The following is a 26,489-nucleotide window of genomic DNA, read 5'->3' on the forward strand; positions in this document are numbered from 1 at the left end:
CGCCGGGTTTTTTCTTTCATCAATCCACACTTGAAGTGATTCTGTTTATCACTTAATAATGAATATCATTATCCAGTAACTCCGGCGATGATGTTCATGAAAACCGTCCTCCACGAACTGCCCTACCTGGAAAACTGGCGCTGGCTCAGCCGGCGCATCCGTTGCGCGCTCGAACCTGACGAGCCGCGTCTGATCGAGCACTACCTTGCCGAAGGCCGCTACCTGGTGTGCTGTACCGAAACCTCGCCATGGACGGTGGCGCTGACCTCTTTCCGCCTGCTGCTGGATACCGCCTGCGACCGCATGTTGCCGTGGCATTGGCGCTGCCTGTGCCTGGACCAGGCCTGGCGCCCGTTGCTCGATCTGCGCAACCTCGACCGCCGCGAACAGAACCTTCGCTGGCAGACCTACGCCCTGCAACTGGCCAACTGCCGGTTGCTGCCATCGATTTCTCCCGATGAACTGATGCAAGGATTTGATGATGAGTGATACCCGTATCGAGCGTGACAGCATGGGTGAACTGCAGGTGCCGGCCCAGGCCCTGTACGGCGCCCAGACCCAGCGCGCGGTCGACAACTTCCCGATCAGCGGCCAGCGCATGCCGGCCCAGTTCATCCGTGCCCTGCTGCTGGCCAAGGCCGCAGCGGCCAAGGCCAACATCGAACTGGAGCAGATCAGCGCAGGGCAGGGCCAGGCCATCGTCAAGGCGGTCGAACAACTGCTGGCTGGCGATTTCATCCAGCACTTCCCGGTCGACGTGTACCAGACCGGCTCCGGCACCAGCTCGAACATGAATGCCAACGAGGTGATCGCGACGCTTGCCAGCCGCCTGCACAGTGAGCCGGTCAATGCCAATGACCACGTCAACTGTGGCCAGAGCAGCAATGACATCATCCCGACCACCATTCACGTCAGTGCCGCGCTGGCACTTCATGAACAGCTGCTGCCGGCACTGGGTCACCTGGTGCAGGTGATCGAGGCCAAGTCGGTGCAGGTGCATCAGTACGTCAAGACCGGCCGCACCCACCTGATGGACGCCATGCCGGTGCGCATGAGCCAGGTGCTCGACGGTTGGGCTGCGCAGGTCAACGCCGCCAAGGCACATATCGAAGCGACCTTGCCGAGCCTGCAGGCCCTGGCCCAGGGCGGCACTGCCGTAGGTACCGGGATCAACGCCCACCCACAGTTCGCCGCCGGTTTCGCCCGTCAGCTGAGCGCCTTGACCCGGGTCGAATTCACCCCAGGGCAGAACCTGTTCGCCCTGATCGGCTCGCAGGACACCGCTGTTGCGCTGTCTGGCCAGCTCAAGACCACTGCCGTGGCGTTGATGAAGATTGCCAACGACCTGCGCTGGATGAACTCCGGCCCGCTCGCAGGCCTGGGGGAAATCGAACTGCAAGGCCTGCAGCCGGGCTCATCGATCATGCCAGGCAAGGTCAACCCGGTAATCCCGGAAGCCACTGCCATGGTCGCCGCGCAAGTGATCGGGAACGACGCGACCATCGCTGTAGCGGGGCAGTCGGGCAACTTCGAGCTCAATGTGATGCTGCCGGTCATCGCCCGCAACCTGCTCGAGAGTATCGAGCTGATGGCCAACGCCAGCCGCCTGCTGGCCGACAAGGCCATTGCCACCTTCAAGGTCAACGAAGGCAAGCTCAAGGAAGCACTGGCCCGCAACCCGATCCTGGTCACCGCGCTGAACCCGATCATCGGCTACCTCAAGGCCGCTGAAATCGCCAAGACCGCCTACAAGCAGGGCCGGCCGATCATCGACGTGGCGCTGGAGCACACCGACCTGTCGCGTGACCAGCTAGAGGCGCTGCTGGACCCGGAAAAACTCACCGCTGGCGGCATCTGATCCGCGCCAGCGCGCAGGAGGCAAGTCATGCAGCACTGGAAACGCACCACGGAAATCGCCAACCGCTTGTTTGAGCAAGGCGAGCTGGTCGATGCGAGGGAGTACTACCTGCAAGCCCTGGCCCTGGCCCAGGTGCTGTTCGAGCGCTGGCATGACATCGACGAAGCGGTGGCGGCGTTCGTCATCGCCCACCACAACCTGGCCGATCTGCACCTGCGGCTGAACCAGCCGCAGGAAAGCGCCGATTACCTGTGCGCCGCTCATCAGCGCCTGCTTCAGGCCAGCCAGGAGGCACGCTTGCCCCAGGCGCTGCGGGATGCCGCGCTGCGCCACAGCGGGCGCACCTATACCGAGTTGCTGAGTTTCATCGCCGAGTACGGCCAGTATCCACGCACCGAGCGCCTGCTCAATCGCCAGGCGCCCGCAGCCAGCGAACTGGCTGCGCAGACGGACCTGTCGTCCAGTACCCCAACTTACGGAATCCATTGATATGCCCCATACCTTGCCTGCGTTGCCCTATGCCTACGATGCGCTCGAGCCGCACATCGACACCCAGACCATGGAAATCCACCACACCAAGCACCACCAGACCTACGTCAACGGCCTGAATGCGGCTGTCGAAGGTACCGAGTGGGCCGAATGGCCGGTTGAAAAGCTGGTCGGCGCGGTCAAGCAGTTGCCGGAAAACCTGCGTGGCGCGGTGACCAACCATGGTGGTGGTCATGCCAACCATTCGCTGTTCTGGAAAGTCATGTCACCACAGGGCGGCGGCCAGCCACAGGGCCAGGTGGCCAAGGCCATCGAGGCCGAGCTGGGCGGTTTCGAGGCGTTCAAGGAAGCTTTCACCAAAGCGGCGCTGACCCGCTTCGGTAGCGGCTGGGCATGGCTCAGCGTCACCCCGGAGAAAAAACTGCTGGTGGAAAGCAGCGGCAATCAGGACAGCCCGCTGATGCACGGCAATACGCCGATTCTCGGCCTGGACGTCTGGGAACATGCCTACTACCTGAAGTACCAGAACCGTCGCCCGGAATACATCGGTGCGTTCTATAACGTCATCGATTGGGCGCAAGTGGAACGCCGTTATCTCGAAGCCAGCAAGTGAGTCGACCCGGTATGCGTTCTGAGGTGATGTCTGTCAGCAGTGTGCGCCTGTTTCGGCTGGCGGTAGGCACTTTGCTGCTTTTGGTCGGTACGGCCCTGCTGGTGGCCCGGGGCATCGCCTGGCTGGACCTGGAACCGCGCATGTTGCGCGCCCTTGAGGGGGGCGCATTGTGCGCGCTGGGTACGGCGCTGGGCGCAGTACCGGTGCTGGTGATCCGTAACATGCCAGTCGCCCTGGCCGACACCCTCCTGGGTTTCGGTGCCGGGGTGATGCTGGCGGCGACGGCGTTCTCGCTGATCATACCGGGGCTGAATGCCGCTCAGTCCCTGGGCTTCAGCCCATGGGGGGCGGGCGGCCTGATCAGTTTTGGCCTGCTGTTCGGCGCGCTGTGCCTGTTCGTTGTCGATCTGAAAGTGTCGGGCGCTTCGCCCGAGGCGTTGGCTGGCAGCGAACACCAGCCGGTGATCGCTGCGCGGATCTGGTTATTCGTGATTGCCATCATCGCCCACAACATTCCCGAAGGCATGGCAATCGGCGTGTCGGCCGGTGGCGGCATGGCCGATGCCGACAGCCTGGCGATGGGCATAGCCTTGCAGGACGTGCCCGAGGGCTTGGTCATTGCGCTGGTACTGGCAGGGGCGGGGATGCCGCGGTTCAAGGCGTTCCTGATCGGTGCCGCCTCTGGGCTGGTGGAGCCGCTGGCAGCGGTAATCTGCGCATGGTTGGTGAACGTCGCTGAGTTGCTGCTACCGCTGGGCCTGGCCTGTGCGGCAGGTGCGATGTTGCTGGTGGTAACCCAGGAGATCATTCCCGAATCGCGCAGCAATGGGCATCACCGCTTGGCGAGCCTGGGGCTGTGTGTCGGCTTCTGCCTGATGATGGTGATGGACACCGCGATGTCTTGAAGTGCTTAGGTGGCAGGAGCCGCTTTGCCATTATGGCCTTGCTCAAGCGAAGATGACTTCCACTCGTCCTTCTCGGCGGGAGCGAGGTGCAGCTTTGACCACGATCTGAACGTCGCGGCCAAGGCGAGCAAGGCAATCGATCATCTTGGTTTCACTGATGCCGCGGAACTTGCCTCGCATCATATCGGACACTTTGGGTTGGGGGAGGCCAAGTACTGCCGCAGCCTGCATCTGGGTCAGGTGGCGCGCCTTGAGAATGCTGCAGATCTTGCTGGCCAAGTGTGCTTTCACCAGCATTTCACCTGCATCTGCAGTGTTCAGGTCGGCGTATACGTTGCCGCTACCTTCTTCAATCTCAATCATCTTTTTCACCTCTTGAATGCGCCTGAGCCAGCTTGAGCCGCGACTTGATCATGTCCATGTCGTAGCTGGAGGTCTTGATCCCAGTGGTAGACTTTTTCTGGAAGCAATGCAGAACATAGACCGCGCTGCCAAAGCTGACGGTGTACACCGCCCGATCGGTACTGCGGTTGAAGTCTTCCACCACTTCCAGTACACCCGCACCGGTGAATCCCTTGAGACTCTTTGCTTGCTGATGCCTGCCACCTTCCTGCGCCTGATGCAGTGCAAAGCCGAAAATGTCCTGAACATCATCAGGGAGTGTCTGAAGATCTTTTTTGCTGCTCCCTACCCAGTACAGCGCTTTGATTCGTCTTGGAGCATCCATGACATCGCCTCAAGTTATACCTATCTAGGTATAAAGACAATCAACCCGGATTGCATCCTGACAATTGGCAGGGGATGTTACTTGAGGGCTTACTCGCCTTCGTCGAAGTAGTTGTTGATCAGCGCCACCAGCGCCTCCAGCGCATCGTTGTCCTGCTCACCCTCGGTATGCAGGTGCACCTGAGTACCTTTGCCCGCCGCCAGCATCATCACCGCCATGATGCTCTTGCCGTCTACCAGCTTGTCGGGCGCGCGGCCGACCCGTACCTGGCAGGGGAAGCGCCCGGCGACGCCGACGAACTTGGCTGCCGCCCGGGCATGCAGGCCCAACTTGTTGATGATGGTAATTTCGCGGGCGGGCATCGTGGGGCGGATCCTGTGGGCTAGAGGTCGCGGTGGCGGACCTGGACGTTTTTCAGAGACTGTTGCAGCAACTGACCGAGGCGTTCGGTGATGTACACCGACCGGTGGTGGCCACCCGTGCAGCCAATGGCGATGGTGACGTAGGCGCGATTACTGGCGGCGAAGCGGGGCAGCCACTTGAGCAGGTAGGTGGAAATGTCCGTGAACATTTCCTCGACATCCGGCTGTGCGGCCAGGTAGTCGATGACCGGCTGCTCCAGCCCGGAATGCTCGCGCAACTCGGGCTTCCAATACGGGTTGGGCAGGCAGCGTACATCGAACACCAGGTCGGCATCGACCGGCATGCCACGCTTGAAGCCGAACGACTCGACCAGAAATGCGGTGCCGGGCTCGGGCTGGTTGAGCAGGCGTAGCTTGATCGAGTCGCGCAGTTGATAGAGGTTCAGGCTGGTGGTGTCGATCTTCAGGTCAGCAAGGTCGGAGATCGGCCCCAGTAGTTCGCTTTCAACGCGTATCGCTTCAGCAAGCGAGCGGTCGGCGTTGGTCAGCGGGTGGCGGCGACGGGTTTCGGAGAAACGCTTGAGCAGCGTGTCTTCGTCGGCATCCAGGAATAGCACATCGCACTGGATATGACGGCCACGGGCTTCCGCGAGCAGTTCGGGGAAGCGCGACAAGTGGCTTGGCAGGTTGCGCGCGTCGATTGACACCGCCACTTTGGGCTGCAGCAGCTCGGTATTGATCAGTGCGTTTTCCGCCAACTGCGGCAGCAAGCCGGCGGGCAGGTTATCGATGCAGTAAAAGCCGTTGTCTTCCAGTACATCGAGGGCGGTGCTCTTGCCGGAGCCGGACCGGCCGCTGACGATGATCAGGCGCATGTTCAGTGCTCGTTCTGTACGTCCAGGACAACCTGGTACAGGGCCTCGCTGCTGGCGGCGCCACGCAGGCGATCGCGAACCTCCTTGCGATCCAACATGCTGGCAATCTGGCGCAGCAATTCGAGATGGGCGTCAGTGGCCGCCTCTGGCACCAGCAGGACGAACAGCAGGTCGACCGGAGCACCATCGATGGCGTCGTAGTCGATCGGGGCGTCCAGGTGCAACAGGGCGCTGACAGGGGCAGTGCATCCCTGGATCCGGCAATGGGGAATGGCGATGCCATTGCCGAAACCGGTGGAGCCGAGCTTTTCACGAGCGATGAGCTTGTCGAAGACGTCTTGCATCGCCAGCTCGGGTACTTGCTTGGCAATCAGGGTGGCGACCATTTCAAGGGCGCGCTTCTTGCTGCCGCCCGGCACGTTCACGAGGGAACGGCCGGGGGTCAGGATGGTTTCAAGTCGGATCATGGATGAGGGGGATCAGCGGGCAGCTGCACCTTGCAGCAGGCTTTGCTGTTTTTCCTTGTGTTTTTTCAGTTGGCGGTCGAGCTTGTCGGCCAGGGCGTCGATCGCTGCATACATGTCTTGGTCTTCGGCGTTGGCAACCACTTCACCGCCAGGAATCTGCAAGGTCGCTTCGACCTTCTGCTGCAGCTTCTCGACCTTCATGATGACCTGCACGTTGGTGATCTTGTCGAAGTGACTCTCCACCCGGGCGAGCTTTTCAAGCACGTAATCGCGCAGCGGCTGGGTGACTTCTACATGCTGTCCACTGATATTGACTTGCATACAGCTTCTCCTTTGTTGCCCGTGCATAAAGAGGCAGGTCTTGCACCTGCCCCACAAACGCTGTGGCACATCTCAGGCGCTACATCAATCGCTTGCGCTCGCTCGACGGTGCTATGCCGAGGGACTCGCGGTACTTGGCGACGGTGCGACGGGCTACCTGGATGCCTTGTGCCTCCAGTAAACCAGCGATCTTGCTGTCACTCAATGGCTTTTTCTGATTTTCCGCCGCAACCAGTTTCTTGATGATCGCGCGGATCGCCGTAGACGAGCATTCTCCGCCTTCGGAGGTGCTGACGTGGCTCGAGAAAAAGTATTTCAGTTCGTAGATCCCGCGGGGCGTGTGCATGAACTTCTGCGTGGTCACCCGCGAAATGGTCGACTCGTGCATGCCCACCGCCTCGGCGATGTCGTGCAGCACCAGGGGCTTCATCGCCTCGTCACCGTGATCAAGAAAGCCGCGTTGATGCTCGACGATCTGCGTGGCCACCTTCATCAGCGTCTCGTTGCGGCTCTGCAGGCTCTTGATGAACCAGCGCGCCTCCTGCAACTGGTTGCGCATGAACGTGTTGTCGGCGCTGGTGTCGGCGCGGCGCACGAAGCCTGCGTACTGCGGGTTGACGCGCAGGCGCGGGATCGCCTCCTGGTTCAGTTCGACCAGCCAGCGGTCGCTGTCCTTGCGCACGATGACATCGGGCACCACGTATTCCGGTTCGCTGGACTCGATCTGCGAGCCAGGCCGCGGGTTGAGGCTCTGCACCAGCTCGATGACCTGGCGCAGTTCATCTTCCTTGAGCTTCATGCGCCGCATCAGCTGGCTGTAGTCGCGGCCACCCAGTAAGTCGATGAAGTCGGTGACCAGGCGCTTGGCCTCGGCCATCCAGGGTGTGCTGGCCGGCAGCTGGCGCAGTTGCAGCAGCAGGCATTCGCCGAGGTTGCGCGCCGCGATGCCGGCAGGTTCGAACTGCTGGATGCGATGCAGCACCGCTTCGACTTCGTCGAGTTCGATATCCAGCTCTGGGTCGAAGCCGGCGCAGATTTCCTCGAGGGTGTCTTCCAGGTAACCCTGGCCGTTGATGCTGTCGATCAGGGTAACCGCGATCAGGCGGTCGGTATCGGACATCGGTGCCAGGTTCAGCTGCCATAGCAGGTGGCTTTGCAGGCTCTCGCCGGCCGACGTGCGGGTGGTGAAGTCCCATTCGTCGTCATCGTTGCTGGGCAGGCTGCTGGCGCTGGTCTGGTAGATGTCTTCCCAGGCCGTGTCGACCGGAAGCTCATTGGGGATTCGCTCGTTCCACTCACCGTCTTCCAGGTTTTCGGCACTCGCGGTGCTTTCCTGGAAGCTGTTGTCCTGGACTTCGGCGGCCGGTTTGTTCTCGGCGTTGTCCGCCATCGGGTCGCTGTTGTCGAAGTCGTCGCCGTCTTCCTGACGTTCGAGCATCGGATTGGACTCCAGCGCTTCCTGGATTTCCTGCTGAAGGTCCAGGGTAGAGAGCTGAAGTAGGCGGATGGCCTGTTGCAACTGCGGTGTCATCGTCAGTTGCTGGCCCATTTTTAGGACGAGCGATGGTTTCATGGCAGGGGCTTAATACCTTGTTCGCCGGCGCGCATGCGCCATCCACTACACGAGGGCGCCGAAGCGCCAAATTCAAGCAAGTTTTATGCCTTAAATTGTAGCGTTTGCCTAGAGCACTGTAACAACTTAAACCCTGTCAAGCCGCAAAGCAGTGCTCCGGGCACGGCCTGGAGATCAGAGTCGGAACTCGTGCCCCAGGTAAACCTCCTTGACCAGCTCGTTGGCCAGGATGGTCTCTGCGTCGCCTTCTGCGATCAGTTGGCCATCGTTGACGATGTAGGCGGTTTCGCAGATATCCAGGGTTTCACGGACGTTGTGGTCAGTGATCAGTACCCCGATACCTTTGGCCTTGAGGTGGTGGATGATCTGCTTGATGTCGCCTACCGAAATCGGGTCGACACCGGCGAAAGGTTCGTCCAGCAGGATGAACTTTGGTGCGGTCGCCAGGGCGCGGGCAATCTCGACACGGCGGCGTTCGCCACCGGACAGGCTCATGCCGAGGTTGTCGCGGATGTGGCTGATGTGGAATTCCTGCAACAGGCTTTCCAGCTCTTTGCGGCGGCCGTCACGGTCGAGCTCCTTGCGGGTCTCGAGGATGGCCATGATGTTGTCGGCCACCGACAGCTTGCGGAAGATCGAGGCTTCCTGCGGCAGATAGCCGATGCCGGCGCGTGCGCGACCGTGCATGGGCTGGTGGCTGACATCCAGGTTGTCGATGAGAACGCGGCCCTGGTCGGCCTGGACCAGGCCGACGATCATGTAGAAGCAGGTGGTCTTGCCGGCACCGTTGGGGCCGAGCAGGCCGACGATCTGGCCGCTGTCGATCGAAAGGCTGACGTCGCGCACGACTTGCCGCCCTTTGTAGCTCTTGGCCAGGTGCTGGGCTTTGAGGGTTGCCATTTACTCGGCCTTCTTCTTCGGCTGGATCACCATGTCGATGCGCTGACGCGGTGCAGTGACATTGCCGCCACGACCGGCGGTCGCCACCTGGGACTTGGTGTTGTAGACGATCTTCTCGCCTTCGGTGGTGTTGCCTTCGTTCTCGACCTTGGCACGGTCGGTAAGGATCACCGTGTCTTTCTGTGCCTGGTACTGGATGGTCACGGCCCAGCCTTTCATCTTGTCGGGCTTGGCGGCGCTCTGCTGTTGCTCGAAGTAGGCCAGGTTGCCCACCGAGGTCACCACGTCGATGTCGCCGTTGGCGGCGCGGGTCATGGTCACGGTGTTGCCTTTGATCATCATCGAACCTTGAGTGATGATCACGTCACCGGTATAGGTGGCCACGCCTTGCTTGTCGTCCAGGTGCGCGTTGTCGGCCTGGATGCGGATAGGCTGGTCACGGTCGGTCGGCAGGGCGAAGGCGCTCGCGCTTCCCAGTGCTGCGCTCAGGCTGAGCAAAAGGGGGAGGGTTTTAACGAGCCTCATACTGTCCTCTTACGTTAGAGAGCAGGTCCATCCTGCCTTCTTTCAAATACGCTTTCATTCCCTTGCCCGTGGTTGTACCACCGGCGCCGTCGATTCTAACGGCTTGCTCGGTCTGCGCATATTGCTTCTGTGGGAATACGGTCATGCGCGAGCTGGTAATGATGGTTTCACGCTGTTTTTCGTCGGTGCGCGCCACGCGAACGTTGTCGATCAGTTCGACCTCGGTGCCATCCGGGTTGACCTCGGCGCGCACGCTCTGCACGTGCCAGGGGTATTCGGTGCCGCGGTACATGTGCAGGTCAGGCGTGGTCACCAGTGTGACCTCGGTGGCCTTGAGGTGTTCGACCTTGTCGGCAGTCATTTCGTATTGCAGCTTGCCATCGGGCAGGAACTGCACACTGTGGGCGTTGATCGCGTAGTAGTCGATGGCGCTTTCGTCGACCTGGGCCACGGGCTGGTCGAGGAAGCTCTCGGGGCTGACATTCCAGTAGCCGACCGCCACCAGCAGGGCGGCGATGGCCCCGAGCAGCACGATATTGCGGACTTTCTTGCTGAGCATGGGCAGCCTTACAGATAGTTGGCGTTGGCAGCGTCCAGGGTGCCCTGGGCCTGCATGATCAGTTCACAGAATTCACGCGCGGCACCTTCACCGCCGCGCGCCTGGGTCACGCCATGGGCGTGCTGGCGGACGAAAGGCGCGGCGCTGGCCACCGCCATGCCCAGGCCCACCCGGCGAATCACCGGCAGGTCGGGCAAGTCGTCACCGAGATAAGCGACCTGCTCATAGCTTAGGCCCAGTTCGGCCAGCAGGCCGTCGAGCACCACCAATTTGTCCTCGCGGCCCTGAAACAGGTGCGGGATGCCAAGGTTTTTGGCGCGGCGCTCAACGACGGGGGTCTTGCGCCCGCTGATGATTGCGGTGGTCACGCCCGAGGCCATGAGCATCTTGATGCCTTGGCCGTCGAGTGTGTTGAAGGTCTTGAACTCGCTGCCGTCCTCAAGGAAGTACAGGCGACCGTCGGTCAGTACGCCGTCGACATCGAATACGGCGAGCTTGATGGCTTTGCCGCGTTGCATCAATTCCTGGCTCATGTGCGTCGTCCTCATTTACATCACCCCGGCGCGCAGCAGGTCGTGCATGTTAAGCGCCCCGGTGGGGCGATCGTCGTGGTCCACGACCACCAGTGCATTGATCTTGTGGTCTTCCATGATTTTCAGCGCCTCGGCGGCGAGCATCTCGGCGCGGGCTGTCTTGCCGTGCACGGTCATCACCTGATCGATGAGGGTGGTGTGCATGTCGATGTTGCGATCCAGGCTGCGGCGCAGGTCGCCGTCAGTGAAAATACCGGCCAGCTTGCCGTCTGCTTCAAGGACCACGGTCATGCCCAAACCTTTGCGGGACATTTCCAGCAGCGCGTCCTTGAGCAGTGTTCCGCGCACTACCTGCGGCAGTTCGTCGCCGGCGTGCATGACGTTCTCCACCTTCAGCAGCAGGCGACGGCCGAGGGCGCCGCCAGGGTGCGAGAAAGCGAAGTCTTCGGCAGTGAAGCCGCGGGCTTCCAGCAGCGCAATGGCCAGGGCGTCGCCCAGTACCAGGGCCGCGGTGGTCGATGAGGTGGGTGCCAGGTTCAGCGGGCAGGCTTCCTGGGCGACGCGGGCGTCAAGATTGACTTCGGCAGCCTGGGCCAGCGGCGAATCCGGGTTGCCGGTCAGGCTGATCAACTGAATGCCGAGGCGTTTGATCAGCGGCAGCAAGGTGATGATCTCGGCCGTGCTGCCCGAGTTGGACAGGGCAAGAATCACGTCGTCACGGGTGATCATGCCCATGTCGCCGTGGCTGGCCTCGGCCGGGTGCACGAAAAACGCAGGCGTGCCGGTGCTGGCCAGCGTGGCGGCAATCTTGTTGCCGATGTGGCCCGACTTGCCCATGCCGACCACCACGACCCGGCCTTTGCTCGCCAGAATCAGCTCGCAGGCCTTGACGAAGTTGGCGTCGATACTGGCCGTCAAGCCTTGAACGGCCTCGATCTCCAGGCGCAGGGTGCGCTGGGCGGACTGGATCAGCTCACTCGATTGGCTCATGTCGAATAACGATGCCTGATGAAAAGGCGGCGATTATAGCCGCAATGGAAGAAAGCCTCATCTTTTCGATTGCCCAGGGAAATGTCATCAAAGCCTGTCGTTGGCCTGAACGACTGCTGCCATGCCCTTGGGGCGGCACTGCCAGCGGTGCTATAGTTCGCCGCTATTCGGCCCGCCAGGGGCGTGTGTGCCTTCAAGATGAGGGCCGGCGTCAACTAGGACGAGGCTGCACTAGCAAGGAGTCTAGATGAGTGTGGATAGCGCCTACGCGGTCGAGTTGAAGGGCGTCACCTTCAAGCGCGGTTCGCGCAGCATTTTCAGCAACGTCGACATACGTATCCCGCGAGGCAAGGTCACTGGCATCATGGGGCCGTCGGGTTGCGGCAAGACCACGCTGTTGCGCCTGATGGGCGCGCAGCTGCGTCCGTCGAGCGGCGAGGTGTGGGTGGCCGGGCAGAACCTGCCGAGCCTGTCGCGCAGCGACCTGTTCGACGCGCGCAAGCAGATGGGCGTGCTGTTCCAGAGCGGCGCACTGTTCACCGACCTCGATGTGTTCGAGAACGTGGCGTTCCCGCTGCGCGTGCACACCCAGCTGTCGGATGAAATGATCCGCGACATCGTGCTGATGAAACTGCAGGCCGTGGGCCTGCGTGGTGCCATCGACCTGATGCCCGACGAGCTGTCCGGCGGCATGAAACGCCGCGTGGCGCTGGCCCGGGCGATTGCGCTGGACCCGCAGATCCTCATGTATGACGAGCCGTTCGTCGGCCAGGACCCGATCGCCATGGGCGTTCTGGTGCGCTTGATCCGCCTGCTCAACGATGCGTTGGGCATCACCAGTATCGTCGTCTCCCACGACCTGGCTGAAACCGCCAGCATCGCCGACTACATCTACGTGGTGGGTGACGGCCAGGTGCTGGGGCAGGGTACCCCTGACGAACTGATGAGCTCGGACAATCCGCGCATTCGCCAGTTCATGAAGGGCGACCCGGACGGCCCGGTGCCATTCCACTTTCCTGCGCCAGACTACCGCGCCGATCTGCTGGGGGCGCGTTGATGCGCAGAAAATCCTTACTCGAACGTGTCCGGCTGTTCGGTCGCTCGGCGATCGATGTGTTGGCGGTGCTCGGGCGCTCGTGCCTGTTCCTGTTCCATGCGCTGGTCGGTCGCGGCGGTATTGGCGGTGGCTTCCAGCTGCTGACCAAGCAGCTGTATTCGGTGGGTGTGCTGTCGCTGGCGATCGTCACCGTATCCGGTGTGTTCATCGGCATGGTGCTGGCGCTGCAGGGCTACAGCATCCTGGCCAAGTACGGCTCCGAACAGGCGGTCGGGCAAATGGTTGCCCTGACCCTGCTGCGCGAGCTCGGCCCGGTGGTCACCGCGCTGCTGTTCGCCGGCCGCGCAGGTTCGGCCCTGACTGCCGAAATCGGCAACATGAAGTCCACCGAGCAGCTGTCGAGCCTTGAGATGATCGGGGTCGACCCGCTCAAGTACATCGTCGCGCCGCGCCTGTGGGCCGGTTTCATTTCGTTGCCGCTGCTGGCACTGATTTTCAGCGTGGTCGGCATCTGGGGTGGCTCGTGGGTCGCGGTGGACTGGCTGGGCGTCTACGAAGGCTCGTTCTGGGCCAACATGCAGAACAGCGTTTCCTTTACCGACGACGTGCTCAACGGGCTGGTCAAGAGCCTGGTGTTCGCCTTCGTCACCACCTGGATCGCCGTATTCCAGGGGTATGACTGCGAGCCCACCTCAGAGGGGATCAGCCGTGCCACCACCAAGACCGTGGTCTATGCCTCGTTGGCAGTTCTAGGTCTGGACTTTATTCTGACCGCCTTGATGTTTGGAGATTTCTGATGCAAAACCGCACCCTGGAAATCGGTGTCGGCCTGTTCCTCCTGGCCGGGATCCTGGCGTTGCTGCTGCTGGCCCTGCGTGTCAGCGGGCTGTCTGCCAGCCCGAGCAGCGATACCTATAAAGTTTATGCGTACTTCGACAATATCGCCGGTTTGACGGTCAGAGCTAAAGTGACCATGGCCGGTGTGACCATCGGCAAGGTCACCGCCATCGATCTGGACCGTGATTCCTACACCGGTCGGGTGACGCTGCAGCTGGACAGCAAGGTCGACAACCTGCCGACCGATTCCACTGCCTCGATCCTGACCGCCGGCTTGCTTGGCGAGAAGTACATCGGCATCAGCGTGGGCGGTGAAGACCAGGTGCTCAAGGATGGCGCGACCATCCATGACACCCAGTCGGCGCTGGTGCTGGAAGATCTGATTGGCAAGTTCCTGCTCAACACCGTTGGCAAGGAACCGAAAGAAGCGCAACCGGCTAATTAAGGAGTTTCCATGATTTCGATCCTGCGACGTGGCTTGCTGGTCCTGCTGGCGGCCTTTCCCCTGTTGACGATGGCTGCGCAATCGCCCCATGACGTGGTGCAGAGCACGACCAACGAACTGCTGGGTGATCTGAAGGCCAACAAGGAACAGTACAAGTCCAACCCACAGGCGTTCTACGATGCCCTCAACCGCATCCTTGGGCCGGTGGTGGACGCCGACGGCATCTCCAAGAGCATCATGACCGTCAAGTACTCGCGCAAGGCCACGCCTGAGCAGATGCAGCGCTTCCAGGAAAACTTCAAGCGCAGCCTGATGCAGTTCTATGGCAACGCCCTGCTCGAGTACAACAACCAGGGCATCGTGGTCGACCCGGCCAAGGCCGATGACGGCAAGCGCGCCAGCGTCGGCATGAAGGTGACCGGCAACAACGGCGCCGTGTACCCGGTGCAGTACACCCTGGAAAACCTCGGCGGCGAGTGGAAGGTGCGTAACGTCATCGTCAATGGCATCAACATCGGCAAGCTGTTCCGTGACCAGTTCGCCGATGCCATGCAGCGTAACGGCAACAACCTGGACAAGACCATCGACGGTTGGGCGGGTGAAGTGGCCAAGGCCAAGCAGACCGCCGACAGCTCGCCGGACAAGGAAGTGAAATGAGTGAGGCTGGCGTAAGCATGGCCGAGCCGGGCGTGATGCGCCTGGCCGGCGTGCTGGACTACCGCAGCGGCCCGGCCTTGCGCAAGCAGGGCAAGGCGCTGATCGACGCCTCTGGCGAGCCTCGCCTGGTGCTCGATTGCTCGGCTGTCGAAAAGTCGTCGAGTGTCGGCCTGTCGCTGTTGCTGGCGTTCATTCGTGATGGCCAGGCCGCCGGCAAGGCTTGCGAGGTACGCGACATGCCCGAGGACATGCGGGAAATCGCCGGGGTCTATGACCTGGATGAAGTGCTGGCGAGCTGATGGCTCGCCATTGATGGAGGCCCCTCGGTCAGCGTACGCCCTCGTTGGGCTTCGCAGGCGAGGGGCTTTTTTGTATGATGGCCGACCCGTGCGCATCGGGCGCCGATTGAGGTTGAGCATGCAGGCCCTAGAAGTTAAGAGCTTCCTTGAAGAAAAATTGCCGGGATCCCGGGTAGAAGTTGAAGGCGAAGGCTGCAACTTCCAGTTGAACGTGATCAGCGACGAGTTGGCTGGCCTGAGCCCGGTCAAACGTCAGCAGGCGATCTATGCTCACCTTAATCCCTGGATCGCCAATGGCAGCATCCATGCGGTAACCATGAAATTTTTCAGCAGCGCAGCCTGGGCTGAGCGCACCTGAGCCAACTTGGCGGCGAGACTCCAATGGACAAACTGATTATTACTGGCGGCGCTCGCCTTGACGGCGAGATCCGCATTTCGGGTGCTAAAAACGCAGCTCTGCCAATTCTGGCGGCGACCCTGCTGGCTGACGGCCCGGTTACCGTAGGCAACCTGCCGCACCTGCACGACATCACCACCATGATCGAGCTGTTCGGCCGCATGGGCATCGAGCCTGTGATCGACGAAAAGCTCGCGGTGGAAATCGACCCACGCACCATCAAGACCCTGGTCGCGCCCTACGAGCTGGTCAAGACCATGCGCGCTTCGATCCTGGTGCTTGGCCCGATGGTCGCCCGTTTCGGTGAGGCCGAAGTGGCCCTGCCGGGCGGTTGCGCCATTGGCTCACGCCCGGTCGACCTGCACATCCGCGGCCTGGAAGCCATGGGCGCGAAGATCGAAGTCGAAGGCGGCTACATCAAGGCCAAGGCCCCGGAAGGCGGCCTGCGCGGCGCACACTTCTTCTTCGACACCGTCAGCGTGACCGGTACCGAGAACATCATGATGGCCGCTGCCCTGGCCAAAGGCCGCAGCGTGCTGCAAAACGCCGCGCGTGAGCCGGAAGTGGTCGACCTGGCCAACTTCATCAATGCCATGGGCGGCAAGGTTCAGGGCGCCGGCACCGACACCATCACCATCGATGGCGTCGAGCGTCTGCACTCGGCCAGCTACCGCGTCATGCCCGACCGTATCGAGACCGGCACCTACCTGGTCGCCGCTGCCGTGACCGGCGGCCGCGTCAAGGTCAAGGACACCGACCCGACCATCCTTGAGGCTGTGCTGGAGAAGCTCAAGGAAGCCGGTGCCGACCTGACTACCGGTGAAGACTGGATCGAGCTGGACATGCATGGCAAGCGGCCGAAAGCCGTCAACCTGCGTACCGCCCCGTACCCGGCGTTCCCGACCGACATGCAGGCGCAGTTCATCTCGCTGAACGCCATTGCCGAAGGCACCGGCGCTGTGATCGAGACGATCTTCGAAAACCGCTTCATGCACGTGTACGAAATGCACCGCATGGGCGCGCAGATCCAGGTCGAGGGCAACACCGCCATCGTCACTGGCGTGCCAGCGCTCAAGGGTGCCCCGGTCATGGCCACCGACCTGCGTGCATCCGCCAGCCTGGTGCTGTCGGCGCTGGTCGCCGAAGGCGATACCCTGATCGATCGCATCTACCACATCGACCGTGGTTACGAGTGCATCGAAGAGAAACTGCAGATGCTGGGCGCGAAAATCCGTCGCGTACCGGGCTAGTCGCGCCGCAGGCGCACGTGTGGGGGCGGGCTTCGACAAGCCTGCTCCCGCACACGAATTGAATGCGGTCGGGCCAACGCCCGGCCGGCAGTAGCTGCTTAAGGACCGACGTTTCCAATGTTGACCATCGCGCTTTCCAAAGGCCGCATCCTCGACGATACCCTGCCATTGCTGGCCGAGGCCGGTATCGTGCCGACCGAGAACCCGGACAAGAGCCGCAAGCTGATCATCCCGACCACCCAGGAAGACGTGCGCCTGCTGATCGTGCGCGCCACTGACGTGCCGACCTATGTCGAGCATGGTGCCGCCGACCTCGGTGTGGCTGGCAAGGACGTGTTGATGGAGTACGGCGGCCAGGGCCTGTACGAGCCCCTGGACCTGCAGATCGCTCAATGCAAGCTGATGACCGCAGGTGTCACCGGCGCCCCCGAGCCCAAGGGCCGTCTGCGCGTCGCCACCAAGTTCGTCAACGTAGCCAAACGTTACTATGCCGAACAGGGCCGTCAGGTCGACATCATCAAGCTGTACGGCTCGATGGAGCTGGCGCCGCTGATCAACCTCGCCGACAAGATCATCGACGTGGTCGACACCGGCAACACCCTGCGCGCCAACGGCCTGGAGCCTCAGGACCTGATCGCCACGATCAGCTCGCGCCTGGTGGTCAACAAGGCGTCCATGAAGATGCAGCACGCCCGCATCCAGAACCTGATCGACACCCTGCGTCAGGCTGTTGAATCGCGACACCGCGGCTAAGACTCTTTCTGCGCGCGGCCTTCGCTGTCGCGCCCGTCTATCCGCGTCATAGCCACTTTCTCGGGTGCCCGTGCGGATGGACTGGTAGCCTAGGGCGCCTGAGCATTCGCTAATAATCGAGGCCCTCGCCATGACCGTGTCCACTGCAATTGCCCGTCTCAACGCCGCTGATCCGGATTTCGCCCGACATCTTGATCATCTGCTGAGCTGGGAAAGTGTGTCCGATGATGCGGTCAACCAGCGCGTGCTCGACATCATCAAGGCCGTGCGCGAACGCGGCGATGCGGCGCTGGTGGAATTCACCCAGCGTTTCGATGGCGTCGACGCCACGTCCATCGACGACCTCATCCTTGGCCGTGAGCGCCTGGAACTGGCCCTGACCCGCATTACCGACACCCAGCGTGCCGCCCTGGAAAAAGCCGCCGAACGTGTGCGCATCTACCACGAGCGGCAGAAACAGGACTCCTGGCAGTACACCGAGGCCGATGGCACCGTGCTGGGCCAGAAGGTCACCCCGCTGGACCGCGCCGGCCTGTATGTGCCGGGCGGCAAGGCGTCGTACCCCTCGTCGGTACTGATGAACGCCATCCCAGCCAAGGTCGCTGGCGTGACCGAGGTGGTCATGGTGGTACCGACCCCACGGGGTGAGGTCAACGAACTGGTGCTGGCCGCAGCCTGCATCGCCGGTGTCGACCGGGTGTTCACGGTGGGCGGTGCCCAGGCCGTCGCCGCCCTGGCCTATGGCACCGAAAGCGTGCCGCAGGTAGACAAAATCGTCGGCCCGGGCAACATCTACGTGGCTACCGCCAAGCGCCACGTGTTTGGCCAGGTCGGTATCGACATGATCGCCGGCCCTTCGGAAATCCTCGTGGTATGCGATGGCCAGACCGATCCGGACTGGATTGCCATGGACCTGTTCTCCCAGGCCGAGCATGACGAAGATGCCCAGGCCATCCTGGTAAGCCCGGACGCCGAGTTCCTCGACCGCGTCGCCGCTAGCATCGACAAGCTGATGCCGACCATGGAACGCGCCGAGATCATCGAGAAATCCATCAACGGCCGTGGCGCGCTGATCCAGGTGCGCGACATGCAGCAAGCCATCGAGGTGGCCAACCGGATTGCGCCTGAGCACCTTGAGCTGTCGGTCGCCGACCCGCAGGCCTGGCTGCCGCAGATCCGCCACGCCGGCGCGATCTTCATGGGCCGCCACACCAGCGAAGCGCTCGGCGACTACTGCGCCGGCCCCAACCACGTGCTGCCCACCTCCGGTACGGCGCGTTTCTCGTCGCCACTGGGGGTGTATGACTTCCAGAAGCGTTCGTCGATCATCTTCTGCTCCGAGCAGGGTGCCTCCGAACTGGGCCACACCGCCTCGGTTCTGGCCCGTGGTGAATCGCTGACCGCCCACGCCCGCAGTGCCGAATACCGTATCCTGACCCAAGACAAGGGGAACTGAGCATGAGTCGATTCTGGAGCCCCTTCGTCAAGGACCTGGTGCCTTACGTGCCGGGCGAGCAGCCCAAGCTGGCGCGGTTGGTCAAGCTGAACACCAACGAGAACCCCTATGGCCCGTCGCCCAAGGCGCTGGAAGCCATGCGGGGCGAACTCAACGACAACCTGCGCTTGTACCCGGACCCGAACGGTGACCGGCTCAAGCAGGCAGTGGCCGAATATTACGGTGTAACCACCGGGCAGGTGTTTGTCGGCAACGGCTCGGACGAGGTGCTGGCGCACATCTTCCACGGCCTGTTCCAACACGGTGGCCCGCTGCTGTTCCCGGACGTCAGCTACAGCTTCTACCCGGTGTACTGCGGCCTGTACGGCATTGCGTTCGAGCAGGTGGCGCTGGACGAGCAGTTCCAGATCCGTGTCGAGGACTACGCCAAGCCCAATGCCGGGATCATCTTCCCCAACCCCAATGCGCCAACCGGCTGCCTGTTGCCGCTGCAGGCGATCGAGCAGCTGTTGCAAGCCAACCCTGACTCGGTAGTGGTGGTGGATGAAGCCTACATCGACTTTGGCGGCGAAACGGCCATCAGCCTGGTGGACCGCTACGACAACCTGCTGGTGACTCAGACCCTGTCGAAGTCGCGCTCGCTGGCGGGCCTGCGCGTTGGCCTGGCGGTTGGCCACCCGGACCTGATCGAGGCGCTGGAGCGGATCAAGAACAGCTTCAACTCCTACCCGCTGGACCGCATGGCCATTGTTGGTGCAGCGGCAGCCTTCGAAGATCAGGCCTATTTCGAAGAGACCTGCCGCAAGGTGATCGACAGCCGTGAGGCGCTGGTCGCGCAACTGACGGCCAAGGGCTTTGAAGTCTTGCCCTCGGCCGCCAACTTCATCTTCGCCCGCCACCCGCAGGAAGATGCTGCGCAGTTGGCCGCACGCCTGCGTGAACAGGGGGTGATCGTGCGCCACTTCAAACAGCAGCGTATCGCCCAGTTCCTGCGTATCACCATTGGTACGCCGGAAATGAACCAGGCGCTGATCGACGCGCTGGGCTGAAACCCGTTGGGGCCGCACGGCGGCCCCAACGCTCAATTGTCGGGTGGGCTATTGCTGCTCGGCATTTGGGTTGATGCCCATGTGACGGAGCACGATCGGGGCGACCGATGTCTGTGCCCCAAGCGCTTCATCCAGCGGCTTGTTGCTGGCGATGAAGATGGTTCTTTCCCCTTCTGACTGGCCTCCATGGCCAACACCTGATGCATCACGCCCGTGGTCGGTACTGACGATCACCAGCCAGCCTTCGCGCGGGTACTGTTGCTGGCGCTCGGCCACTTTGTCCAGCAAGCGGCCCAGCTGCGCGTCAGCATTACGCAAGGCTTGCTGATAGTCGGGGCCGAAGCCGTGCTGGTGGCCCGCAGCATCGGGATCGTCCAGTTGAATGAAAGTGAAGTCGGCCGGGGTATTGCCAAGGATTTCCAGGGCGCGTTGCGTGACGAGTTCGTCGGACAAGCCGCTTTCGCGCACGTTGCTCTCCTGGGCGTCTTCCAGCAGGAAAGCCGTATTGATGGGTGACCAGTTAACCACGCTGGCCAGGTAGGCATTGGGCATCGCGCGTCGCAGCTGTTTGAACAGGCTAGGGTAGTCAGGGCTGACGCGCAGGTGCAGTGCGTTGGAGGTCACACCGTGCTTGTTGGCCCATTCCCCCGTGAGCAGCGTCATCCACCCAGGCCCGCTTATCGTCTGCTGCTCGCTCGCACTGCCGGCAATACCGCCGGTGAACGCCTTGCGATAATGCAGCCGCTTGAGGTTGCTTGCCTCGCCCAGCTTTTCGTACTCGCTCAGTTGCACGCCATCCAGGCCCACGATCAGTGTTTTGGGCTGAAGCGCCTGGGGTGTCGGCTCGCAACCCGCCAGCACGGCACAGAGCAGCAAGAGCGTTCGGTAACGAGGCATCGCTTGGCATCCTGAGTTCACATGACCTCAGCGTTGCAGCAGGGCGCCCCAGCCACAACTGGTAAAACTGCCAGGTGATTTGATCCGCGGCCTGTGCTCCCTTAAGCTACGGGTATTCATCGGATGATTGGTTGAATGGACATGAACAGCGAATTGACCAGACGGTCGCTGGTCGAACTCGCCGTGGAGCGCATGCGTGAGCGCATCCTTCAAGGCGACTGGCAAGTGGGGCAGCGCCTGCCCACCGAGCCTGAACTGGCCCTGCAGTTGGGCATCAGCCGTAATACCGTGCGTGAAGCCATGCGCGTTCTGGCCTTCAGTGGGCTGGTGGAAATCCGCCAGGGTGACGGCAGTTATCTGCGTACGTCCCAAGACCCGCTGCAGGCTGTGCAAGCGATGTCGCACTGCACACTGGAACAGGCGCGGGAAACCCGGCACATCCTGGAAACCGAGGCCATCGGCCTGGCAGCACTACGCCGCACCGATGACGACCTGCAACGCCTGCGCGCGGCCCTGGAGGGTAGCGCCGAGCATTTTCATGGCGATGTCGATGCCTACGTCAGCTGCGACCTGGTGTTTCACCAATGCCTGATCGACGCGGCGCACAACCCGGCGCTTAGCGAGCTGTACCGCTATTTCTCGGGTGTAGTGGCGACCGCGCTGCAGCACAACATGACCAGCGTGCCGCGCTGTCAGGCGACCTTCGACCTGCATGGGCAGATCCTCGATGCCATCGAACAACGCGATCCGGAGCGGGCCAAGCGCCTGAGCCGGACCCTCATCGAATCCTGAGAACGAGAAGGCCATGGCCGAACCAATGACCCGCCAAACCCCCGCCCGCGAGCGGGAATTCGATGAACTGCTGATCGATGCCGAAGCCGACGATGCCCAGGTTCAGCAGCCTGTGCTGTTGAAGCGGCCCTGGTTGCTACTGCTGGGGTTGGTGCTGGTGGCGCTGAACCTGCGGCCGGCGTTGTCGAGCATGGCGCCTGTGCTCGGCCTGGTCAGTGAAGGCCTTGGCCTGAGTGCTTCGCAGGCGGGTCTGCTGACGACATTGCCCGTGCTGTGCCTGGGGCTGTTTGCCCCGTTGGCGCCGATCCTTGCTCGGCGCTTTGGCAGCGAACGGGTGATCCTCGGCATTCTGCTGACCCTGGCGCTGGGCATCGTGGTACGCAGCACGCTGGGCGAGACCGGGGTGTTCATTGGCAGTGTGATGGCCGGCGCCAGTATCGGCATCATCGGCGTGCTGTTGCCAGGTATCGTCAAGCGCGACTTCCCCAGGCATGCCGGTACCTTGACCGGTGTCTACACCATGGCCCTGTGCCTTGGGGCCGCCATGGCGGCTGGCGCCACGGTGCCGTTGACCCAGCACTTTGACGGCAGCTGGGCGCTCGGCCTGGGCTTCTGGATGGTCCCGGCACTGCTGGCAATGCTGGTCTGGCTGCCCCAGGCGCGACAGGGCCATGGCCTGCACAAGGTGGCCTACAGGGTGCGTGGCTTGTGGCGTGATCCTCTGGCCTGGCAGGTCACCCTGTACATGGGGCTGCAATCGTCGCTGGCGTATATCGTGTTCGGCTGGTTGCCGTCGATTCTCATCGGCCGCGGCCTGAGCCCGACCGAGGCTGGCCTGGTGTTGTCCGGCTCGGTGATTGTGCAGCTGGTCAGCTCGCTCAGTGCACCCTGGCTGGCTACCCGTGGCAAGGACCAGCGACTGGCGATCGTCATGGTCATGCTGATCACCCTGGCTGGCCTGTTCGGCTGCCTGTACGCGCCACTTTCAGGGCTGTGGGGCTGGGCAGTGTTGTTGGGCTTGGGGCAGGGCGGCACGTTTGCCCTGGCGTTGACGCTGATCGTGCTGCGTTCCAGGGACGCCCATGTGGCTGCGAACCTGTCGAGCATGGCCCAGGGTGTGGGTTACACCCTGGCGTCCATGGGGCCGTTTGCGGTAGGCCTGGTGCATGACTTGACCGGTGGCTGGGCGGCGGTGGGGTGGATTTTCGCCGTACTGGGGGTGGGCGCCATCGTGTTCGGGCTGGGGGCAGGGCGGGCGCTGCATGTGCAGGTGAGCAGCGAGAAGGTCTGAGACTGTTTAACCAGGGCCGGCACTGGCTAAAGCAATCGGGGCAGATTATCGTGCAACCTTCAATCCCAGGACGCACCAGCCCATGAGCGATGCCAACCGCGATCTGATCACCCGCTTCTATCAAGCCTTCCAGCGCCTGGACGCCGAAGCCATGGTGGCCTGCTACAGCGACGACATCGTCTTCAGCGACCCAGTTTTCGGCACCTTGCGCGGCCGCGATGCGGGCGACATGTGGCGGATGCTCACCACCCGCGCCAGGGACTTTTCCCTGGCCTTCGACCAGGTTCGCGCCGACGAGCGCAGCGCCGGGGCACATTGGGTGGCGACTTACCTGTTCAGCCAGACAGGCCGCACGGTGGTCAACGATATCCAGGCGCGGTTCGTCATCCGCGACGGCCTGATCTGCCAGCATGACGACCACTTCGACCTGTGGCGCTGGTCGCGGCAGGCGCTGGGCGTGCCGGGCGTGCTGCTGGGCTGGTCGCCGATGCTACAGAACAAGGTGCGCCAGCAGGCATTCAAAGGGCTGCGCACGTTCCAGCAGTCGCGCTGAGCGGTTAAGCTGTCGGCTTTGCGATCAGTCAGACACCCCGTGAGCGAAGCCGCCGAAACCCCCACTTGCAAACCTTGGTATGTGTACCTGGTGCGTGCCGCCAATGGTTCGCTGTACTGCGGCATCAGTGACGACCCGCAGCGGCGTTTCGTGGCGCATCAGAAAGGGCAGGGGGCGCGGTATTTCAAGACCAGCCCGGCGCAGGCGCTGGTCTATGTGGAGCAATGGCCGGACAAAGGCGAGGCATTGCGCCAGGAGCGGCTGGTGAAGAAGCTGCGCAAGTCGGCCAAGGAGGCGTTGGTCGCCTCCTATGCCAGCAGCTGATCAGTCCTTGCGGCGCTTGAGCTGATCGACCAGCTGCGTGGGCAGGCCCTTGATGATCAAGGTACCGGCCACCTCGTCATATTCAACCTTGTCCCCCAGCAGGTGCGCCTCGAAGCTGATCGACAGGCCTTCGGCCCGGCCAGTGAAGCGGCGGAACTGGTTGAGGGTGCGTTTGTCCGCCGGAATCTCCGGCGAAAGGCCGTAGTCCTTGTTGCGGATGTGGTCGTAGAACGCCTTGGGGCGGTCTTCGTCGATCAGGCTGGACAGCTCATCCAGGGCCACCGGCTCACCCAGTTTGGTCTGGCTGGTGGCGTACTCGACCAGGGTCTGGGTCTTCTCGCGGGCGGCTTCTTCGGGCAGGTCTTCGCTTTCGACGAAATCGCTGAAGGCCTTGAGCAGGGTACGGGTTTCACCCGGGCCGTCGACGCCTTCCTGGCAGCCGATGAAGTCGCGGAAGTAGTCCGAGACCTTCTTGCCGTTCTTGCCCTTGATGAACGAGATGTACTGTTTGGAGTTCTGGTTGTTCTTCCACTCCGACAGGTTGATGCGCGCCGCCAGGTGCAGCTGGCCCAGGTCCAGGTGCCGCGACGGCGTCACGTCCAGTTCGGCGTTCACGGCCACGCCCTCACTGTGGTGCAGCAGGGCGATGGCCAGGTAATCGGTCATGCCTTGCTGGTAGTGGGCGAACAGGACGTGGCCGCCGGTGGAGAGGTTGGATTCTTCCATCAGCTTTTGCAGGTGTTCAACGGCCACGCGGCTGAACGCCGCAAAGTCCTTTTCCGCATCCAGGTACTGCTTCAGCCAGCCGCTCAGCGGGTAGGCGCCGGATTCGCCGTGGAAGAACCCCCAGGCTTTGCCCTGCTTGGCGTTGTAGCTGTCGTTGAGGTCGGCCAACAGGTTTTCGATAGCGTCCGATGCGCCCAGCTCGGTATCCCGTGCATGGAGCACGGCGGGGCTGCCATCGGGCTTCTTGTCGATCAGGTGAACGATGCAGTGACGGATTGGCATGGAATTCTCGGTGAGTCGGGGCGGCCAGGCGCCGCGCTGCAAAAGTCGTCAAGTTTAACTCAGACGGCAGGTGATGCAGTGGCCGGATGTTGGCAGAAATGCCGGTTGTTGATTTTTTGTTCAATTTTTTGCGATTTTGGCTAAAACCCCCGAAAAACCTGCACTAAATTGATGCGGGCAGCGGATATTTATCCATTCCTGTGGTAGCTTTGCGCGGTCTTGCGCACCTCGGGTGGCGCATTGCTGGCAGCGTGCTTGCGCCGTGTCGAACCAAACGCCGATTTACGCATCTACATGCCCGATTGGCGCGGCCCTCCAGAATTCAGGGGCTGGCCCGATAACGTCGTAGAGCGCTGCATAACCACTGAATTTGATAGGGAAGGAACACCACCATGGCATTGACCAAAGACCAACTGATTGCCGATATCGCCGAGTCGATCGCTCAGCCGAAAGCCACCGCCAAAAACGCTCTGGAGCAACTGGGCCAGATCGTTGCCGACCAACTGGAAAACGGCGCTGAAATCACCCTGCCAGGCATCGGCAAGCTGAAAGTCTCCGAGCGTCCTGCCCGTACCGGCCGCAACCCTTCGACTGGCGCTGCCATCGAAATTGCTGCCAAGAAAGTCGTCAAGTTCGTCCCAGCCAAATCGCTGACCGACGCCGTCAACAAGTAATTTGTTGAAGCTTTGACAAAACCGCGCCCGGCTTGCCCGGGCGCGGTTTTTTCATGCCTGTGATTTACGCGCGGCGTGCCAGGCCTGGCGCGCGTCCGTGTCATGGAAGCTCCAGGCGACCATGCGGCTCTGCTTCTGCCCCTGGCCCATCTCGATGGTGCGCACAGCCTTGGCGCCGGCCTTCTTCAGCGCCGCTTCGATGCCGGGCAGGTTACTGGCCTTGGACACCAGGCTGGTGAACCACAGCACCTGCTGCGCGTATTGCACGCTTTCGCCGACCAGTTGGCTGACGAAACGAATCTCGCCACCCTCACACCACAGCTCGTTATTTTGCCCGCCGAAGTTGAGTACAGGCAGCTTGCGCTTGGGGTCCTGTTTGCCGAGGTTCTTCCACTTGCGCTGGCTACCACGGGTGGCTTCCTCGCGTGAGGCATGGAAGGGTGGGTTGCACAGGGTCAGGTCGAAGCGTTCCTCCGCTTGCAGCAAGCCTGCGAGGATGTGCCTGGGGTTGGCCTGCTGGCGCAGGGCTATGCCTTTGTTCAGGCCATTGGCCTGAACGATCGCCTTGGCCGAGGCCAGGGCCACCGGGTCGATGTCCGAGCCGAGGAAGCGCCAGCGGTAATCGCTGTGGCCGAGCAGGGGGTAGATGCAGTTGGCACCCACACCGATGTCCAGGGCGCGTATCTGGGCACCCCTGGGCACCTCGCCGGCGTTGTCCTCGGCCAGCAGGTCGGCGGCGACATGCAGGTAGTCGGCGCGGCCAGGGATGGGCGGGCACAGGTAGTCGGCGGGAATGTCCCAGTGCTGAATGCCGTACTGCGCCTTGAGCAGCGCACGGTTGAATACCCGCACGGCTTCGGGGTTGGCGAAGTCGATACTGGGTTTGCCGTGGGGGTTGGTGATGGTGAAGCGGGCCAGGTCAGGGTGCGCCTTGATCAGGCTGGGGAAGTCGTAGCGGCCCTGGTGGCGGTTGCGCGGGTGCAGGGTGGGTTTCTGGGTCATGCTTGAATCCAAATGAGCATCGCTGGCCGTGGGGCCGCTGTGCGGCCCATT

General features: G+C 62.2%; 34 protein-coding genes and 1 pseudogene. 20 read left to right on the forward strand and 15 right to left on the reverse strand.

The annotated features are described in order from the left end of the window. The first annotated feature begins 87 nt into the window (after positions 1 to 87). From ACNQPL_RS18850 to ACNQPL_RS18870, 5 genes are read left to right on the forward strand one after another with little or no spacing between them, the layout of a single operon-like run. The gene (locus ACNQPL_RS18850; protein WP_346611968.1) at positions 88 to 489 is read left to right on the forward strand and encodes a FagA protein; all 402 of its coding nucleotides are present in this window, start codon (positions 88 to 90) and stop codon (positions 487 to 489) included. Then, entirely contained in the window at positions 482 to 1,858 is a 1,377-nt protein-coding gene (locus ACNQPL_RS18855) for a class II fumarate hydratase (RefSeq protein ID WP_416467545.1), read from the forward strand. Before ACNQPL_RS18850 ends, ACNQPL_RS18855 begins: the two co-directional genes overlap by 8 nt. A gap of 27 nt (positions 1,859 to 1,885) precedes the next feature. Continuing rightward, entirely contained in the window at positions 1,886 to 2,347 is a 462-nt protein-coding gene (locus ACNQPL_RS18860) for a hypothetical protein (protein WP_346611966.1), read from the forward strand. Between the two features lies 1 nt (position 2,348). Beyond that, positions 2,349 to 2,960 carry a superoxide dismutase gene (locus ACNQPL_RS18865; protein ID WP_346611965.1) on the forward strand — a complete coding sequence of 204 codons (612 nt, stop codon included), beginning with the start codon at positions 2,349 to 2,351 and terminating at the stop codon, positions 2,958 to 2,960. 11 nt (positions 2,961 to 2,971) lie between these two features. Next, positions 2,972 to 3,865, forward strand: coding sequence for a ZIP family metal transporter (locus ACNQPL_RS18870; protein WP_346611964.1), 894 nt, complete (start codon positions 2,972 to 2,974; stop codon positions 3,863 to 3,865). A 42-nt stretch (positions 3,866 to 3,907) separates the two neighbouring features. On the opposite strand, the gene ACNQPL_RS18875 is transcribed toward ACNQPL_RS18870, so the two are convergent. The 12 genes from ACNQPL_RS18875 to ACNQPL_RS18930 all read right to left on the reverse strand — a co-directional run bounded on the left by ACNQPL_RS18875 (position 3,908) and on the right by ACNQPL_RS18930 (position 11,697). Then, positions 3,908 to 4,228 carry a helix-turn-helix transcriptional regulator gene (locus tag ACNQPL_RS18875; RefSeq protein ID WP_346611963.1) on the reverse strand — a complete coding sequence of 107 codons (321 nt, stop codon included), beginning with the start codon at positions 4,226 to 4,228 and terminating at the stop codon, positions 3,908 to 3,910. After that, on the reverse strand, positions 4,221 to 4,592 hold the full coding sequence (locus ACNQPL_RS18880; protein ID WP_416467546.1) for a type II toxin-antitoxin system RelE/ParE family toxin: 372 nt from the start codon (positions 4,590 to 4,592) through the stop codon (positions 4,221 to 4,223). Before ACNQPL_RS18880 ends, ACNQPL_RS18875 begins: the two co-directional genes overlap by 8 nt. Before the next feature lie 89 nt (positions 4,593 to 4,681). Beyond that, positions 4,682 to 4,954 carry an HPr family phosphocarrier protein gene (locus ACNQPL_RS18885; protein WP_046784446.1) on the reverse strand — a complete coding sequence of 91 codons (273 nt, stop codon included), beginning with the start codon at positions 4,952 to 4,954 and terminating at the stop codon, positions 4,682 to 4,684. 20 nt (positions 4,955 to 4,974) lie between these two features. Next, entirely contained in the window at positions 4,975 to 5,829 is an 855-nt protein-coding gene (rapZ, locus tag ACNQPL_RS18890) for an RNase adapter RapZ (RefSeq protein ID WP_346611961.1), read from the reverse strand. 2 nt (positions 5,830 to 5,831) lie between these two features. Continuing rightward, positions 5,832 to 6,296: a PTS IIA-like nitrogen regulatory protein PtsN gene (ptsN, locus tag ACNQPL_RS18895; protein ID WP_346611960.1), complete on the reverse strand. Its 465-nt coding sequence runs from the start codon at positions 6,294 to 6,296 to the stop codon at positions 5,832 to 5,834. 12 nt (positions 6,297 to 6,308) lie between these two features. Beyond that, positions 6,309 to 6,617, reverse strand: coding sequence for a ribosome hibernation-promoting factor, HPF/YfiA family (gene hpf / locus ACNQPL_RS18900; protein WP_016485037.1), 309 nt, complete (start codon positions 6,615 to 6,617; stop codon positions 6,309 to 6,311). A 79-nt stretch (positions 6,618 to 6,696) separates the two neighbouring features. Further along, entirely contained in the window at positions 6,697 to 8,190 is a 1,494-nt protein-coding gene (locus ACNQPL_RS18905) for an RNA polymerase factor sigma-54 (RefSeq protein WP_416467548.1), read from the reverse strand. 174 nt (positions 8,191 to 8,364) lie between these two features. Continuing rightward, a complete protein-coding gene (gene lptB, locus ACNQPL_RS18910; RefSeq protein ID WP_346611958.1) occupies positions 8,365 to 9,090 on the reverse strand; it encodes an LPS export ABC transporter ATP-binding protein in 726 nt (241 codons plus the stop codon). Beyond that, positions 9,091 to 9,615, reverse strand: coding sequence for a lipopolysaccharide transport periplasmic protein LptA (gene lptA, locus ACNQPL_RS18915; RefSeq protein WP_346611957.1), 525 nt, complete (start codon positions 9,613 to 9,615; stop codon positions 9,091 to 9,093). It abuts the gene before it with no gap. Next, positions 9,602 to 10,174: an LPS export ABC transporter periplasmic protein LptC gene (gene lptC / locus ACNQPL_RS18920; protein ID WP_346611956.1), complete on the reverse strand. Its 573-nt coding sequence runs from the start codon at positions 10,172 to 10,174 to the stop codon at positions 9,602 to 9,604. Before lptC ends, lptA begins: the two co-directional genes overlap by 14 nt. Positions 10,175 to 10,182: 8 nt before the next feature. Beyond that, positions 10,183 to 10,707, reverse strand: coding sequence for an HAD family hydrolase (locus ACNQPL_RS18925; RefSeq protein WP_346611955.1), 525 nt, complete (start codon positions 10,705 to 10,707; stop codon positions 10,183 to 10,185). 15 nt (positions 10,708 to 10,722) lie between these two features. Beyond that, positions 10,723 to 11,697 carry a KpsF/GutQ family sugar-phosphate isomerase gene (locus ACNQPL_RS18930; RefSeq protein WP_346611954.1) on the reverse strand — a complete coding sequence of 325 codons (975 nt, stop codon included), beginning with the start codon at positions 11,695 to 11,697 and terminating at the stop codon, positions 10,723 to 10,725. Between the two features lie 247 nt (positions 11,698 to 11,944). Here ACNQPL_RS18930 and ACNQPL_RS18935 point away from each other — a divergent pair, with 247 nt between their 5' ends. The 10 genes from ACNQPL_RS18935 (at position 11,945) to hisC (ending at position 19,897) form a co-directional block, all read left to right on the forward strand. Beyond that, positions 11,945 to 12,754 (forward strand): ATP-binding cassette domain-containing protein, encoded by an 810-nt coding sequence (locus ACNQPL_RS18935; RefSeq protein WP_416467549.1) that lies wholly within the window; start codon positions 11,945 to 11,947, stop codon positions 12,752 to 12,754. Continuing rightward, positions 12,754 to 13,551, forward strand: coding sequence for a lipid asymmetry maintenance ABC transporter permease subunit MlaE (gene mlaE / locus ACNQPL_RS18940; protein ID WP_346611953.1), 798 nt, complete (start codon positions 12,754 to 12,756; stop codon positions 13,549 to 13,551). Before ACNQPL_RS18935 ends, mlaE begins: the two co-directional genes overlap by 1 nt. Beyond that, positions 13,551 to 14,036, forward strand: a complete 486-nt coding sequence (gene mlaD / locus ACNQPL_RS18945) for an outer membrane lipid asymmetry maintenance protein MlaD (protein WP_346611952.1) — start codon at positions 13,551 to 13,553, stop codon at positions 14,034 to 14,036. The genes mlaE and mlaD overlap by 1 nt, the downstream gene beginning before the upstream one ends. 9 nt (positions 14,037 to 14,045) lie before the next feature. Beyond that, positions 14,046 to 14,693 (forward strand): MlaC/ttg2D family ABC transporter substrate-binding protein, encoded by a 648-nt coding sequence (locus tag ACNQPL_RS18950; protein ID WP_346611951.1) that lies wholly within the window; start codon positions 14,046 to 14,048, stop codon positions 14,691 to 14,693. Further along, complete coding sequence (locus tag ACNQPL_RS18955; protein WP_346611950.1) at positions 14,690 to 14,992, forward strand: STAS domain-containing protein; 303 nt, start codon at positions 14,690 to 14,692, stop codon at positions 14,990 to 14,992. Before ACNQPL_RS18950 ends, ACNQPL_RS18955 begins: the two co-directional genes overlap by 4 nt. Before the next feature lie 118 nt (positions 14,993 to 15,110). Then, complete coding sequence (locus ACNQPL_RS18960) at positions 15,111 to 15,350, forward strand: BolA family protein (protein ID WP_019471361.1); 240 nt, start codon at positions 15,111 to 15,113, stop codon at positions 15,348 to 15,350. A gap of 23 nt (positions 15,351 to 15,373) precedes the next feature. Continuing rightward, on the forward strand, positions 15,374 to 16,639 hold the full coding sequence (gene murA, locus ACNQPL_RS18965; RefSeq protein ID WP_346611949.1) for a UDP-N-acetylglucosamine 1-carboxyvinyltransferase: 1,266 nt from the start codon (positions 15,374 to 15,376) through the stop codon (positions 16,637 to 16,639). Between the two features lie 117 nt (positions 16,640 to 16,756). After that, a complete protein-coding gene (hisG, locus tag ACNQPL_RS18970) occupies positions 16,757 to 17,392 on the forward strand; it encodes an ATP phosphoribosyltransferase (RefSeq protein ID WP_346611948.1) in 636 nt (211 codons plus the stop codon). 130 nt (positions 17,393 to 17,522) lie between these two features. Continuing rightward, positions 17,523 to 18,848, forward strand: a complete 1,326-nt coding sequence (gene hisD / locus ACNQPL_RS18975; protein ID WP_387524942.1) for a histidinol dehydrogenase — start codon at positions 17,523 to 17,525, stop codon at positions 18,846 to 18,848. 2 nt (positions 18,849 to 18,850) lie between these two features. Beyond that, positions 18,851 to 19,897: a histidinol-phosphate transaminase gene (gene hisC / locus ACNQPL_RS18980; protein ID WP_416467551.1), complete on the forward strand. Its 1,047-nt coding sequence runs from the start codon at positions 18,851 to 18,853 to the stop codon at positions 19,895 to 19,897. Between the two features lie 57 nt (positions 19,898 to 19,954). Here the strand turns inward: hisC and ACNQPL_RS18985 are convergent. Further along, positions 19,955 to 20,794 (reverse strand): annotated as a pseudogene (locus ACNQPL_RS18985) (alkaline phosphatase family protein); the annotation flags it as partial. 141 nt (positions 20,795 to 20,935) lie between these two features. On the opposite strand from ACNQPL_RS18985, the gene ACNQPL_RS18990 reads away from it, so the two are divergent. From ACNQPL_RS18990 to ACNQPL_RS19005, 4 genes are all read left to right on the forward strand, one after another. Beyond that, positions 20,936 to 21,586 (forward strand): FadR/GntR family transcriptional regulator, encoded by a 651-nt coding sequence (locus tag ACNQPL_RS18990; protein WP_416467553.1) that lies wholly within the window; start codon positions 20,936 to 20,938, stop codon positions 21,584 to 21,586. Between the two features lie 13 nt (positions 21,587 to 21,599). Next, a complete protein-coding gene (locus tag ACNQPL_RS18995) occupies positions 21,600 to 22,877 on the forward strand; it encodes a CynX/NimT family MFS transporter (protein ID WP_416467554.1) in 1,278 nt (425 codons plus the stop codon). 82 nt (positions 22,878 to 22,959) lie between these two features. Beyond that, entirely contained in the window at positions 22,960 to 23,430 is a 471-nt protein-coding gene (locus tag ACNQPL_RS19000) for a nuclear transport factor 2 family protein (RefSeq protein ID WP_416467555.1), read from the forward strand. A gap of 39 nt (positions 23,431 to 23,469) precedes the next feature. After that, positions 23,470 to 23,754 carry a GIY-YIG nuclease family protein gene (locus tag ACNQPL_RS19005; RefSeq protein ID WP_416467556.1) on the forward strand — a complete coding sequence of 95 codons (285 nt, stop codon included), beginning with the start codon at positions 23,470 to 23,472 and terminating at the stop codon, positions 23,752 to 23,754. Here ACNQPL_RS19005 and yejK read toward each other — a convergent pair whose 3' ends face one another. Further along, positions 23,755 to 24,762 carry a nucleoid-associated protein YejK gene (gene yejK, locus ACNQPL_RS19010; RefSeq protein ID WP_346611941.1) on the reverse strand — a complete coding sequence of 336 codons (1,008 nt, stop codon included), beginning with the start codon at positions 24,760 to 24,762 and terminating at the stop codon, positions 23,755 to 23,757. It abuts the gene before it with no gap. A gap of 392 nt (positions 24,763 to 25,154) precedes the next feature. Here yejK and ACNQPL_RS19015 point away from each other — a divergent pair, with 392 nt between their 5' ends. Further along, positions 25,155 to 25,436 (forward strand): HU family DNA-binding protein, encoded by a 282-nt coding sequence (locus ACNQPL_RS19015; protein WP_346611940.1) that lies wholly within the window; start codon positions 25,155 to 25,157, stop codon positions 25,434 to 25,436. A gap of 51 nt (positions 25,437 to 25,487) precedes the next feature. Here ACNQPL_RS19015 and rlmF read toward each other — a convergent pair whose 3' ends face one another. Next, on the reverse strand, positions 25,488 to 26,438 hold the full coding sequence (gene rlmF / locus ACNQPL_RS19020) for a 23S rRNA (adenine(1618)-N(6))-methyltransferase RlmF (protein ID WP_416467558.1): 951 nt from the start codon (positions 26,436 to 26,438) through the stop codon (positions 25,488 to 25,490). Between the last annotated feature and the right edge of the window lie 51 nt (positions 26,439 to 26,489).

It is taken from the genome of Pseudomonas sp. LFS044 (assembly GCF_047978245.1).
GTDB lineage: Bacteria > Pseudomonadota > Gammaproteobacteria > Pseudomonadales > Pseudomonadaceae > Aquipseudomonas.